Source organism: Nocardia sienata NBRC 100364, from assembly GCF_001613205.1.
Taxonomy (GTDB): Bacteria; Actinomycetota; Actinomycetes; order Mycobacteriales; family Mycobacteriaceae; genus Nocardia; species Nocardia sienata.
The window spans coordinates 1-12887 of record NZ_BDBX01000028.1 but is presented as its reverse complement, the minus strand read 5'-3'; the positions used below and the strand labels follow the sequence as shown (position 1 = coordinate 12887).

At 68.5% G+C, this 12887-nt stretch carries 12 protein-coding genes; 4 read left to right on the top strand and 8 right to left on the bottom strand.

Going from position 1 to position 12887, the window contains the following annotated elements; genetic code table 11:
• Positions 1-6 precede the first annotated feature (6 nt).
• The gene (gene lat, locus NS4_RS16340) at positions 7-1365 is read right to left on the bottom strand and encodes an L-lysine 6-transaminase (RefSeq protein ID WP_063060402.1); all 1359 of its coding nucleotides are present in this window, start codon (positions 1363-1365) and stop codon (positions 7-9) included.
• 85 nt (positions 1366-1450) lie between these two features.
• Positions 1451-1903, bottom strand: coding sequence for an Lrp/AsnC family transcriptional regulator (locus NS4_RS16335; protein ID WP_030522498.1), 453 nt, complete (start codon positions 1901-1903; stop codon positions 1451-1453).
• A gap of 112 nt (positions 1904-2015) precedes the next feature.
• On the opposite strand from NS4_RS16335, the gene amaB reads away from it, so the two are divergent.
• Positions 2016-3551, top strand: a complete 1536-nt coding sequence (gene amaB, locus NS4_RS16330; RefSeq protein WP_084487362.1) for an L-piperidine-6-carboxylate dehydrogenase — start codon at positions 2016-2018, stop codon at positions 3549-3551.
• Here amaB and NS4_RS16325 read toward each other — a convergent pair.
• The 3 genes from NS4_RS16325 to NS4_RS16315 form a co-directional block, all read right to left on the bottom strand.
• Positions 3519-4508, bottom strand: a complete 990-nt coding sequence (locus NS4_RS16325) for a patatin-like phospholipase family protein (RefSeq protein WP_063060401.1) — start codon at positions 4506-4508, stop codon at positions 3519-3521. The genes amaB and NS4_RS16325 overlap by 33 nt on opposite strands.
• Positions 4509-4646: 138 nt before the next feature.
• Positions 4647-6431 (bottom strand): acetyl/propionyl/methylcrotonyl-CoA carboxylase subunit alpha, encoded by a 1785-nt coding sequence (locus NS4_RS16320; RefSeq protein WP_063060400.1) that lies wholly within the window; start codon positions 6429-6431, stop codon positions 4647-4649.
• Between the two features lie 365 nt (positions 6432-6796).
• Positions 6797-7654, bottom strand: coding sequence for a sulfurtransferase (locus NS4_RS16315; protein WP_063060399.1), 858 nt, complete (start codon positions 7652-7654; stop codon positions 6797-6799).
• 166 nt (positions 7655-7820) lie between these two features.
• Here NS4_RS16315 and NS4_RS33410 point away from each other — a divergent pair, with 166 nt between their 5' ends.
• On the top strand, positions 7821-8801 hold the full coding sequence (locus tag NS4_RS33410; RefSeq protein WP_063060398.1) for a helix-turn-helix transcriptional regulator: 981 nt from the start codon (positions 7821-7823) through the stop codon (positions 8799-8801).
• Here the strand turns inward: NS4_RS33410 and NS4_RS16305 are convergent.
• The 3 genes from NS4_RS16305 to NS4_RS16295 all read right to left on the bottom strand — a co-directional run bounded on the left by NS4_RS16305 (position 8730) and on the right by NS4_RS16295 (position 11484).
• A complete protein-coding gene (locus tag NS4_RS16305) occupies positions 8730-9368 on the bottom strand; it encodes a Maf family protein (protein WP_063060397.1) in 639 nt (212 codons plus the stop codon). The two genes, NS4_RS33410 and NS4_RS16305, sit on opposite strands and share 72 nt — an antisense overlap.
• A 25-nt stretch (positions 9369-9393) precedes the next feature.
• Complete coding sequence (locus NS4_RS16300; RefSeq protein WP_063060396.1) at positions 9394-9723, bottom strand: acyl-CoA carboxylase subunit epsilon; 330 nt, start codon at positions 9721-9723, stop codon at positions 9394-9396.
• 120 nt (positions 9724-9843) lie between these two features.
• Positions 9844-11484: an acyl-CoA carboxylase subunit beta gene (locus tag NS4_RS16295; protein WP_063060395.1), complete on the bottom strand. Its 1641-nt coding sequence runs from the start codon at positions 11482-11484 to the stop codon at positions 9844-9846.
• Positions 11485-11769: 285 nt separating this feature from the next.
• On the opposite strand from NS4_RS16295, the gene NS4_RS32245 reads away from it, so the two are divergent.
• Both NS4_RS32245 and NS4_RS16290 read left to right on the top strand, forming a co-directional pair.
• Positions 11770-11958 (top strand): hypothetical protein, encoded by a 189-nt coding sequence (locus NS4_RS32245; RefSeq protein ID WP_157106083.1) that lies wholly within the window; start codon positions 11770-11772, stop codon positions 11956-11958.
• 62 nt (positions 11959-12020) lie between these two features.
• A complete protein-coding gene (locus tag NS4_RS16290) occupies positions 12021-12821 on the top strand; it encodes a biotin--[acetyl-CoA-carboxylase] ligase (RefSeq protein ID WP_063060414.1) in 801 nt (266 codons plus the stop codon).
• The last annotated feature ends 66 nt before the right edge of the window (positions 12822-12887 follow it).

Below are 12887 nucleotides of genomic sequence, written 5' to 3'. Positions count from 1 at the left end.
CCGGTATCAGCCGAGGTCGGTGAGCACGCGGTCCAGCGCGGTCACCGCCTCGACGAGTTCGCCGGGTTCCACCGTCAGCGGCGGCCGGAATCGGATGCCCCGTTCGCCGGAGCCGATCATGAGCACCCGTTCGCGTTCCCGCAGTGTGGTGAGGACGGCATCGCGGAAAGCGTTGTCCGACACCGTGACAGCGCACATCAGTCCCCGCCCGCGCGGTTCGGTGACGGCGGGTTGCCGCTCGGCGAGGTCACGCAGCAGGTCGAGCAGCAGCTCACCCAGCTCGGTGGCCCGGGCGATGAGATCATCGCGTTCGATGACCTCGAGGATCCGGGTGGCCCGGACCATATCGGCGAGATTGCCACCCCAGGTGGAGTTCAGGCGTGAGGGCACCGTGAACACATTGTCGGCGAGCTCGTCCACCCGGCCGCCCGCCATGATCCCGCATACCTGCGTCTTTTTCCCGAACGCCACCACGTCCGGTTCCAGCCCCAGTTGCCGGTAGGCCCAGGCGCTTCCGGTGATGCCGACCCCGGTCTGCACCTCGTCGAGGACGAACAGCGCGTCGTTGGCGTGGCACAGATCCTGGACCGCGCGCAGGAATTCCGGGCGCATATGCCGGTCGCCACCTTCGCCCTGGATCGGTTCGGCGATGAAGCAGGCGATGCCGTGGGGTCGCTCGGTGAAGGCGCGGGCGGCCTGCTCGAGCGCGCGTCGTTCCGCCGCCTCGATATCGATATCCGGACCGAGCCAGGGCGTTTCGATCCGCGGCCAGTCGAAGGCGGGGAAACGCTCGGTTTTGACCGGGTCGGTGTTGGTCAGCGACAGGGTGTATCCGCTGCGGCCGTGGAAGGCGCCGGTCAGATGCAGCACCCCGCCCTCGTATCCGGGTCGGGGTGTGCGTCCGTGGAGTTCGTTGTGCCGGCTCTTCCAGTCGAAAGCGGTTTTGAGCGCGTTCTCCACCGCGAGAGCCCCGCCGTCGATGAGGAACAGGTGCGGTAGGCGGGGATCGCCGAGCACCCGGACGAAGGTGTCCACGAAACGCGCCATCTCCACCGTGTAGATATCGGAATTGCTCGGCTTGTTCAGTGCGGCCGTGGTCAATTCGGCGCGGAACCCGGCGTCCTCGGCCAGCGCGGGATGGTTCATCCCGAGCGCGCTGGACGCGAAGAAACCGAACATGTCGAGGTAGTCGCTGCCGTCGCGGGCGTCCACCAGACGGCGGCCGCGGGACGCGCGCAGATCGAGTACCAGGTCGAAACCGTCGGCGAGCATACTGGCCGACAGGGTCTCGAACACGCGAGAGGCGGGGATGCGGCCATCTGTCCTGCCATCGCCCGTGCCGGAGTACTCCAGTTCGATGGTCACACCCCGACGGTACGGGACCGGACACCGGACTGTCAGGAAGATTTACTGACAAGTCCGTAACTAATAAGAGTTGTTACGGTATCGGCTACTTTTCGTAGAATGTCTGCAGGATTATGGTGCTCCGGGTTCGGACATTGGCCGTCGCCCGGATCTGCTGTAGCAACTGTTCCAGGTGCCGCGGCGAGGCCACCCGCACCAGCAGGATGTAGCTCTCGTCGCCCGCCACCGAATGGCAGGCCTCGATCCCGGGCATGTTCTGCAGCGCCGCCGGGGCATCGTCGGGCTGGGAAGGGTCGAGAGGAGTGATCGCCACAAATGCCGACAGCAGCTGTCCCAGCGCTTCGGGATCGACATTCGCGGTGTAGCCACGGATCACGCCGCGCGCCTCGAGCCTGCGCACCCGTGACTGCACGGCGGATACCGAAAGACTCGCCTTCTCGGCCAGATTGGACAGGGTCGCCCGTCCGTCGGCCATCAGTTCCCGGATCAGCAGGCGATCGATCTCGTCCAGGGTTGGTTTTGCCGGTGTTTCCGCCATCAGCGAAGGCTAACGTAGCGGACACACCGCCGGAACACTGTTGTGAACGTTCATTCTCCGGCTGTGCCATTCGCACAGCGTATTTCGTCCGGCCGAACCCGAGGAGTTCGCGATGACCGAGACCGAACAGCAGACCGTCCCCGCCGGATACGCCGCCCGGATCGGCGCGTTGCTGCGCGCACTGGAGATCCCGGACCCGGCGCCCGGCGATATGTTCGTGCGCTGTCCGATCGACGGTGGAACGCTGATCGGCCTGCGGCCCGACGGCCCGGCCGAAATCGACACCGCGATCACCGAAGCGGCCGCCGCCTTCGCCACCTGGCGGCTGGTCCCGGCGCCGCAGCGGGCCGCCGTGGTGCGCGGACTGGCCGTACTGCTGCGCCGCCACCAGGACGAACTCGCCGAACTCGTCACTCTCGAAGTAGGCAAGATCCCCGCCGAGGCGCGCGGCGAGGTCCAGGAGATGATCGATATCTGCGAGTTCGCGCTCGGGCTGTCGCGCCAGCTCTACGGGTCCACGATGGCCTCGGAGCGGCCGGGCCACCGGCTCATGGAGACCTGGCATCCGCTCGGTGTGGTCGGGGTGATCTCGGCGTTCAACTTCCCCGTCGCGGTCTGGGCCTGGAACACCGCCGTCGCGCTGGTCTGCGGCGACACCGTGGTGTGGAAGCCCTCGGACCGTACCCCGCTCACCGCCCTGGCCTGCCATACGCTGTTGCGCCGCGCGGCCGCCACCGCCGGGGCGGACGACCGGATCCACCAGCTGATCCTGGGATCAACCGACGCCGGAGTGCGGCTGACCGAGGACGAGCGGGTCGCACTGGTCAGCGCGACGGGATCGGTCGCCATGGGTCGCGCGGTCGGCCCGCGCGTGGCCGCCCGGTTCGGCCGCTGCCTGCTGGAATTGGGCGGGAACAACGCGGCCGTGGTCGGCCCCTCTGCCGATCTGGACCTGGCGGTCCGCGCCATCGTCTTCGCCGCCGTCGGCACCGCCGGACAGCGCTGTACGAGTCTGCGCCGGCTCATCGTGCACTCCTCGGTCGCCGATGAACTGCTGGACCGCCTGGTGCGCGCGTACCGGCAGTTGCGGGTGGGCAACCCGCTGGACCCGGGTGTCCAGGTGGGGCCACTGCACGGGCCCGGCGCCTGGGCCGGGATGTGGGACGCGCTGGCGCGCGCCCGCGGGGACGGTGGTGAGGTGCTGTGCGGAGGCGAACGGGTCGAACCCGAGGGCGTGGGATCGCAGGCTTACTACGCCGACCCGGCGATCGTGCGGATGCCCGCCCAGACCGAGGTGGTGCGCGAGGAGACCTTCGCCCCGATTCTCTACGTCCTCACCTACGACGATTTCGACACCGCCCTGGCCCTGCACAACGACGTACCACAGGGACTGTCCTCGGCGATCTTCACCACCGACCAGCGTGAGGCCGAACGTTTCCTCGCCGCCGACGGTTCGGACTGCGGTATCGCCAACGTCAATATCGGCACCTCCGGCGCGGAGATCGGCGGCGCGTTCGGCGGCGAGAAGCACACCGGCGGCGGCCGCGAATCGGGTTCGGACGCTTGGAAGGCCTATATGCGGCGGGCCACCAACACCATCAACTACTCCACCGAGCTACCCCTGGCCCAGGGCATCCGCTTCGACTGACCCCACGATCGATCGGCAGGGTTCGGCGGCGATGGGGCGGAACTCGGCGAAGAGTTCGGCTACTACGCGGCGGCCGATCTCCATACCGCGCGCCAGGATGCCGGGATCGGTTTCGACGCTGCTGATATCCGGTGACCCGGCCGGTGGATGGATCTGGCAGGCCGCCGCACCCATCCCGGCGATCACGCCGTCTTCCAGCGTCTGCTGGCCGGGCCGCAGCTTCCACGCCCGGTAGGCGCCGGGGGCGATGAACCGCATATAGGTGCCGCCGACCACATCGTGCAACCAGGGCGGCGGGGGACGGCGTTCGTCGGCGCGCCGGGTCCGGAGGATGAGCGCGTGGGTGGCGCCGGCCTTCAGCGCGCTGCGCACCGGGACCGTTTCCGAGAGGCCGCCGTCGAAATACCGGCGTCCACCCAGCTCCACCGGAGGGCCGGCCAGCAACGGCAGACCGGAAGAGGCCCGGAGCGCGGTCTGCAATGTCGCCTTGTCGACGATGAACGGGTGCAGGTCCACCGGGTCGCCGGTGCGGATATCGGTGGCGATGGGATGGAAGGTGGTCTCGTTGGCCAGAATGGCCGGGAAATCCATCGGATGCAGCCCGTCGTACACCTTGTGCACCAGATAGTTCAGATCGAACGCGGGCCGGCCGCGCAGCATCCGGACCGGGTCGATGGCCCGGCGCATGATCGCGGCATCGGTCCAGGCCTTCATACCCCGCCCCGCCCGGCCGCACAGCAGCCACGCCGCGTTGATCGCGCCCGCCGAGGTGCCGTATACCGCATCGAAGACCCGGGGCAGTCCGAGTTGCTCCAGCGCGTGCACCATCCCGCTGGAGTACACCCCGCGACTGCCGCCGCCCTCGACGACGAGTACGAGCCGGTGGCCGTCGGCTCGGCTGCCGGATGCGAAACGGCCGCGGATCACCTCCGCGACCGTCGGTTGTACTGGGCTCACCCGGTCACCATACGCCGGAGCGGGTGGCGGCGATCGGCCGCTCACCCGCTCCGGAGCAGTGTGCATCTACTGTTGGCTCACCGGTCGGCACGCTGTCGCATACCGGTCGCGGCCCCTAGCGGGGCCGCGGCGTGCGCGCTACTTGATCTCGGCGAGAACGGTGCCCTGGGTGATGGCCGCACCGGCCGCCACATTCAGACCGGTGACCACACCGGCCTTGTGCGCGTTGACCGGGTTCTCCATCTTCATGGCCTCGAGCACCACGATCAGATCGCCCGCCTCGACGGTCTGGCCTTCCTCGACCGCGACCTTGACCACGGTGCCCTGCATGGGCGCGGTGACCGCGTCACCGGAGGCCGCGCCGCCGCCCGCGCCGCCGCGCGTACGCGGCTTCGGCTTCTTGCGCACCGCGCCGGCCGCCGGAGCGCCGGCCCCGACCGAGAACTGACCCGGCAGCGAGACCTCGACCCGGCGGCCGCCGACCTCGACCACGACCTTCTGTCGCGGTTCGTCGTCCTCTTCGGCCGGAGCACCGCCGGTGAACGGCTCGACGGTGTTCTTCCACTCGGTTTCGATCCACTTGGTGTAGACGTCGAACGATTCACCGTCGCCGACGAAGGCCGGATCCTCGACGATGGCCCGGTGGAACGGGATGACCGTGGCCAGTCCCTCCACGTGGAACTCGGCGAGCGCGCGCCGCGCCCGCTCCAGGGCCTGGGTCCGGTTCTCGCCGGTGACGATCAGCTTGGCCAGCATCGAGTCGAACTGGCCGCCGATCACGCTGCCGGCCACCACGCCGGAGTCGACGCGCACACCCGGGCCGGTCGGCTCGGAGTACACGGTGACCGGGCCGGGGGCGGGCAGGAAGTTGCGACCCGCGTCCTCGCCGTTGATCCGGAACTCGAAGGAGTGGCCGCGCGGGGTCGGATCCTCGGTGATCTCCAGCTTCTCGCCGTTGGCGATGCGGAACTGCTGGCGGACCAGGTCGATACCGGAGGTCTCCTCGGTGACCGGGTGCTCGACCTGCAGGCGGGTGTTCACCTCGAGGAACGAGACGGTGTCGCCCTGCACCAGGTATTCGACGGTGCCGGCGCCGTAGTAACCGGCCTCCTTGCAGATGGCCTTGGCCGAGGCGTGGATGCGGGCCCGCTGATCGTCGGTCAGGAAGGGGGCCGGAGCCTCCTCGACCAGCTTCTGGAATCGGCGCTGCAGCGAGCAGTCGCGGGTGCCGGCGACGATCACGTTGCCGTGCTGGTCGGCGATCACCTGCGCCTCGACGTGGCGGGCCTTGTCCAGGTACTGCTCGACGAAGCATTCGCCGCGACCGAAGGCGGCGACCGCCTCACGGGTCGCCGACTCGAACAGTTCGGGGATCTCCTCGATCGTGTGCGCGACCTTCATCCCGCGGCCACCGCCACCGAACGCGGCCTTGATCGCGACCGGCACGCCGTACTTCTTCGCGAACTCGACGACCTCGTCGGCGTTCTTCACCGGGTCCTTGGTGCCCGCGGCCATCGGCGCCTTCGCCCGCTCGGCGATATGCCGCGCGGTGACCTTGTCACCGAGGTCGCGGATGGACTGCGGCGACGGGCCGATCCAGATCAACCCGGCGTCGAGGACGGCCTGGGCGAAGTCGGCGTTCTCGGAGAGGAACCCGTAACCCGGGTGGATGGCATCGGCGCCGGATCTGGCGGCGGCGTCGAGAATTTTGTCGAAGACCAGGTAGGACTCGGCAGAGGTCTGCCCGCCGAGGGCGAAGGCTTCGTCGGCGAGCTTGACGAAGGGTGCGTCGGCATCGGGTTCCGCGTAAACCGCGACACTGCCGAGACCGGCGTCCTTGGCCGCCCGGATAACGCGCACGGCAATCTCGCCTCGGTTAGCTACGAGTACCTTCGTGATCCGCGCGCTGGCATGGCTGGGCACTGAGCCTCCTGTGTGCAATCTCTGTGTTCGCTGTGCGGGATGGGCCGCGCTTGCGCTCCGCTCCCGCGGATCGGGGTCCGCTGTCCGGCTTCCGAAGAGGATCGGATCGCTTGGTGGGCTCCGGGTCCGTGGGAACGGAGCCGCTAGGCGGGCTCCGCGCCCCTGGTCGACACTATCTGTCTCGGGGGGAGTGTAGGCAGTCTGCCAACAATGCCGGAACTCGGATAGGGCTACTGGAGAGTAGGTCGCAGATCACAATGGCCCCCGGCCGACCATGTGGCAGACTCTCGCTCCCTCGGAGACGCGCCGGGTCTCATGAGGCCCGGTCGGGGCCGAGCCGGTCCGCGCGGCCGGCATCCGGGCTCTCACACGCCACCTGTGGCGATGGGCATCCGGACCGAGTTGCCCCATTCGGTCCAGGAGCCGTCGTAGTTGCGTACCGTCTCGCGGCCCAGCAGATACTTCAGGACGAACCAGGTGTGGCTGGATCGTTCGCCGACACCGCTGTAGACAGTGACCGGGCCCGGCTCGATGGCGCCGTAGACCTCGTCCAGTTCCGCGCGGGCGCGGAAGCGGGAGCCGGGGGTGAGGGCGCTGGTCCACGGGATGTTGACGGCGGTGGGAATGTGGCCGCCGCGCAACGCCGCGCCCGGCCCGCCCGCGCCGGGGTCGCCCGCGTATTCGTGCGGTGAGCGCACATCGACCAGCGGGGTGCCCAGGTTGCCGAGAACCTCCTCGCGGAAGGTGCGGATCGCCCTGTCGTCCCGCTCGACCTGCGGGTACCGGCTGCGGGACGGTTCGGGAGTTTCGAAGACCATGTCGCGGCCCTCGCCGATCCAGGCGTCGCGACCGCCGTCGAGCAGTCGGACGTCCCGGTGGCCGAACATGGTGAAAAGCCACAGCGCGTGTGCGGCGTGCGAGTTACCGTCATTGCCGTACAGCACGACGGTGTCGTCGTGTTCGACGCCCTGGGAGCGCATGAGTTCGGTGAACCGCTCGCCATCGATATAGTCACGGGTCACCGGGTCGTCGAGGTCGCTGCGCCAGTCGAGCTTGCTGGCCCCGGGAACATGGCCTATGCCGTAGAGGAGGACGTCGGCATTACATTCGATGATCTTCAAACCGGGCGTGCCGAGGTTTGCCGACAGCCATTCCGTGGTTACCAGACGGTGTGGGTGAGCATAGGAAGCGAAGGCGGGATATGGGTCCGGGGCGACGGGCACGTTCGGGTTCCTTCACAGGAGGCGGGCAGTGCTGACGACAGGTTCGAGCCGCACTGTGGATAGTAAGTGTGACTTGACGTGAACTTGTCGAAGAGCACAGAGTCGGTGCAATGGGCGATTTGATCGCACATGTCTCCGATAAAGTCTCCCCGAAGGAGGGGTGAGCATGTCTGATTCTTGGCCGCGGCGGCGTCTGCTCGCGATCCTCCGCGGCGCGAGCGAGCCCTTGGACGCACAGCAGCTGGCGCAGATCACCGGCCAGCATGTCACCACGGTGCGCTTCCATCTCGACATCCTCACCCGGGAATCGCTGGTCCGGCAGTTCCAGCAGCCGCCGCGCGGCCGGGGCCGGCCGCGGATCGGCTACCGGGCGGTCCAGCGGACCATCGGCTATCAGGACCTCGCCCAGGTGCTGGCCGATCAGCTCGGACCCGATCCGGAGCGGCAGGCGGCCGCCGGCCGGGCGGCGGGACGCGCCTGGGGAGACAGACTGGAGACCGCCGATGAACCGGTCGAGTCGGTCCGTGATGCCAAGGACCGCATCGTCTCGCTGATGTCGGAGCTGGGTTTCGCCCCCGAACGGGACGGGCGGGAGAACGCGGCGCGCGATCCCGACCAGGGCGCGGTGGTCCGATTGACGGCCTGTCCGCTGCGCGATCTGGCGCGCACCCATACCGAAGTGGTATGCGGGGTGCATCGCGGGCTGCTGGCGGCGCTGCTGGAGCGTTCCGAGGCCCAAGGGGTGGTCGAGGCCGAACTCGTGCCGTTCGTGACCGAGGAGATGTGCGAGGTACGGCTGCGGCGGGTGGGCCCGCCGCCGGCGCAGGCTCCGGCAGCGGAAACGGCCGACGCCGCGGCGACCGCCGCGCGCCGGCGCCCGCAGCCGGGGCGCATCGATGCGGCCGCCGGACAGGCGGCGCGATTGGCGCGGGCGTCGGGTCAGACGGTGCCGCAGAGTGGTCAGTTGCCGCCCGCGTCCGCGGCGGTGGACTCCGACCCGTTCCCGCCCGCTACCGGGCCGCTGCCGCCCTCCGCGGGGCCGCAGGGCGGCCGGGCGCTTCGCGGCGCTCCGCCCTCAGGCCCGGTCGGCCCACAACTGGGCGACGCCGACGCCCACTTCCTGGAGCAGTCGGCGCAGCAGTGGTAGTCCGATCCCGACGACGCTGGAGGGGTCACCGTCGATCCGGTCGACGAACCAGCCCCCCAGCCCGTCGAGAGTGAACGCGCCCGCCACCTGCAGCGGTTCGCCGGTGGCGATATAGGCGTCCAGTTCGGCGGGATCGGGTTTACCGAAGTGCACGGTGGTGGCGCTGCAGTCGATCGCCTCGGTGGTGACGACGCCGTCGCGCACCCGCAGTACACAGTGCCCGGTGACCAGATCCGCGAAATGCCCGGCCATGGCCTGCCAGCGCGCCAGTGCCGCCTCCGGCGTATGGGGTTTGCCCTGGAGTTCACCGTCGATCAGCAGCATGGAGTCGCAGCCGACGACGACGAGATCGGGATCGGGCGCGTCATCGGCCAGAGTGGACGCCACGGCCCGGGCTTTCGCCCGGGCCAGTTCGACGACGACTTCCCGGGGGCCGGTATCGGCCGGTAGGGCCGCCGCCACGGCATCCTCGTCCACGTCCGAAACCCGGACGATGGGTTCGATGCCCGCGGCGCGCAGTACCGACCGGCGGGCGGGTGACGCGGACGCGAGTACGAGCCGGGTCACGTCTGGAGTTCTCCTGAGGTCGGTGTCAGAACCGCAGATGCGACAGCTGCGGGTAGGAGTACGGCGAGAACGGGGAATTACCGCGATGCAGCATCGTCGGCTTGCCCCACAGATCCTGCGGACCGGAATCGGCGGGCGCCGAATTCGCGGCGGCAGCGGCGGTGAACACGCACACCAGCGCGGCGATCTCCGCGTCGGTCGGCGCACCCTTCTCGATTACGAGGAACGGCTTCTCCCCGTCCGTCGCGGCGGCAGTGCCCGTGTCGGCTTCGGTCGCGGTATCGACCGGAACATCCCTGGTGGCGAGGTCCAGTTCCGCTGCGGCCAATACTTCTTCTTCTGCCACGATCGTCACAGTGCCAGATCCTCTCTCTTGCCTCGAGCGGGCTCGCGCGGTTCAGCGGAACCTGGTCGATCTTCTCTCACCGATCGCATACCCGAAATCAGTGTGCGGCCTACAGAGCGTATCGCCGGATCACAGCGGGATGTTGCCGTGCTTCTTCGGAGGCATGGTCACCATCTTGCGCTCCAGCAGCCGCAGCGCGGAGACGATCTGGCCGCGAGTATGCGACGGCGGGATCACCGCGTCCACGTAACCGCGCTCGGCGGCGACGTACGGATTGACCAACGTGTCCTCGTACTCGTTCTGCAGTTCCAGGCGCAGTTTGTCCACGTCGGACCCGTCGCGGGCGGCGTCGGCCAGCTTCTTGCGGTACACGAATCCGACCGCGCCGGAGGCACCCATCACGGCGATCTGGGCGGTGGGCCAGGCCAGGTTCACGTCGGCGCCCATATGCTTGGAGCCCATGACGTCGTAGGCGCCGCCGTAGGCCTTGCGGGTGATGATCGTGATTTTGCCCACAGTGGCCTCACCGTAGGCGTAGAGCAGCTTGGCGCCGCGCCGGATGATGCCGTTGTACTCCTGGTCGGTACCGGGCAGGAAGCCGGGCACATCCACCAGGGTGATGATCGGGACATTGAACGCGTCGCAGGTGCGGACGAACCGCGCGGCCTTCTCGGAGGCGTCGATATCGAGGCAGCCGGCGAACTGGGTGGGCTGGTTGGCGACAATGCCGACGCTGCGGCCGTCGACCCGGCCGAAGCCCACGATGATGTTCATGGCCCGCTCGGCCTGGATCTCCAGGAACTCGTCGTCGTCGAGCAGTCGGCGGATGACCTCGTGCATGTCATAGGGCTGGTTCGGCGAGTCCGGGATCAGGGTGTCGAGTTCGAGATCCTCTTCGGTGAGGGATTCCTCGATCGCACCGGTGATCGGGTCCGAGGCCGGGAAGCGCGGCGCCTCGGCGCGGTTGTTGCTCGGCAGGTAGGACAGCAGGTCCTTGACGTAGTCGAGGGCGTCCTGTTCGCCGGAGGCCACGTAGTGCGCGGAACCCGACTTCACCATGTGGGTGTGGGCGCCGCCCAGCTCCTCCATGGTGACCTCTTCGCCGGTGACGGTCTTGATGACGTCCGGTCCGGTGATGAACATCTGGCTGGTCTGGTCGACCATCACCACGAAGTCGGTGAGCGCGGGGGAGTACACGTGCCCACCCGCGGCGGCGCCCATGATCAGCGAGATCTGCGGGATGACGCCGGAGGCCTGGATATTGCGGTGGAAGATCTCGCCGTAGAGGCCGAGCGAGACCACACCCTCCTGAATGCGGGCGCCGGCGCCCTCGTTGATGCCGATCAGCGGCCGGCCGGTCTTGAGCGCCAGGTCCATGACCTTGACGATCTTCTCGCCGTACACCTCGCCGAGACTGCCGCCGAACACGGTGACGTCCTGGCTGAAGATGCACACCTCGCGGCCGTCGATGGTGCCGTAGCCGGTCACCACGCCGTCGCCCAGCGGACGCTGCTTGTCGAGGCCGAAGTTCACGCTGCGGTGCCGGGCCAGGGCATCGAGTTCGACGAAGGAACCTTCGTCGAGCAGGGCGAGGATGCGCTCCCGCGCGGTCATCTTGCCCTTGGCGTGCACCTTGTCGATCGCGGCCTCGCCCATCGGATGCTGGGCTTCTTCCAGCCGATTCCGCAGGTCAGCCAGTTTGCCGGCGGTGGTGTGGATATCGGGCGCACCTGCCGAATCCGGCGTGGGCTGCTGCTGGACACTCGTCATGGCTCGGAGTGTAACCAGAGGCGCACCGCGCTGTTAACCCACATCCTGCTACTGGTCAGTAGTGCCTGGTCGAGAAAACCCCAGGTGGGCAAGTCGTCGGCGGTTCATATGTGTACCGCAAATCGCGCCGGCCGTCCACACGACACGCGACGGTGATCCGTCACAAGACTAACCCGCCCCGGCCGTGCCCGCGCGCCTCGCGATTTAAATCGCTTTCGCATCGCCGGACCGGGCAATACCCTTGCAGCAGGCCACTTTTGGAACACAGAGGGGAGGTGGCCTGCTATGTGGCATTGGACAACTCGCGACGGCCGATTCCCGGAGGCCTTGGCGTTCACCCGGATTACCGAGCCGGAACCGACCATCACCGAAACAGCCGTCGAGCGCGAGGCCGGAACCGAGGAGACCGAAACCGCGGAGAACGAGGCGATGTCCGCGGTTTCCCGGCCCATCGGTTACGACCTCGCCGGCTAGACGCGGTGGTCACCGCACCTGCGGGTGCGGTGACCACCGCACCCGGCCAGTACTCTGCCCTCGTGCAGAGGCCACCGTTGGACGTCGAACATCTGCGGCGAGCGCTGACCGGTACTCCGGAATTGGCGTTCTACACCGGAATCGACGTGATCGAATCGACCGGATCCACCAACGCGGACCTGATCGCGCGCGCCGCGAACCCGGATATCGACCGCGTCGTACTGGTCGCCGAAGCGCAGGAGAGCGGTCGCGGTCGGCTCGCCCGCGCCTGGGCCAGCCCGCCGCGCGCGCAGATCGCGCTGTCTCTGCTCATCCGGCCCGAGGGTCTGGACCCCGAAGCTCTCGGCTGGTTGCCGCTGCTCACCGGCATCGCCGCGGTCGACGCGATCACGACGACCGCCGGGGTGCCCGCCGCCCTGAAATGGCCCAACGATGTGCTGATCGAGGGTCGCAAGGTCGCCGGCATCCTGGCCGAAGTCGCCGCCGCGGGGCCCCGTCCGGCGATCGTCGTGGGCATCGGCATGAACGTGAGCCTCACCGCCGACGAGCTTCCCGTCCCGCACGCCACCTCGCTGCTGCTCAGCGGCGCCACCGATATCGACCGCACCCACCTGGTGCTGTCCTTCCTGACCGAGTTCGCCCGCCGCTACGCCCGGTGGCAGGAATCCGGATGGGCCGCGGAGACGCTCGCCGACGCCTATCGGCAACGCTGCGCGACGCTGGGCTCCCGGGTCCGGGCGGAACTGCCGGGAGGCGGGGTGCTGACGGGGATCGCCCGCGATATCGATTCGGCGGGGCGACTGCTGATCGAGGACCGGGCGGTCGCGGCGGGAGATGTGACGCACCTGCGGCCCGAAGACTGAGAAATCGGTGGGCACACCCGCGGGCACCATCGGGCGGTCGAGTCGGCATCCGATCCGGACACCGAA

Coding starts and splice junctions, on each gene's coding strand:
- NS4_RS16295 (WP_063060395.1), bottom strand. CDS start 11,484: ATGACGAGTGTCCAGCAGCAGCCCACGCCGGATTCGGCAGGTGCGCCC.
- amaB (WP_084487362.1), top strand. CDS start 2,016: ATGACCGAGACCGAACAGCAGACCGTCCCCGCCGGATACGCCGCCCGG.
- NS4_RS33410 (WP_063060398.1), top strand. CDS start 7,821: ATGTCTGATTCTTGGCCGCGGCGGCGTCTGCTCGCGATCCTCCGCGGC.
- NS4_RS16335 (WP_030522498.1), bottom strand. CDS start 1,903: ATGGCGGAAACACCGGCAAAACCAACCCTGGACGAGATCGATCGCCTG.
- NS4_RS32245 (WP_157106083.1), top strand. CDS start 11,770: ATGTGGCATTGGACAACTCGCGACGGCCGATTCCCGGAGGCCTTGGCG.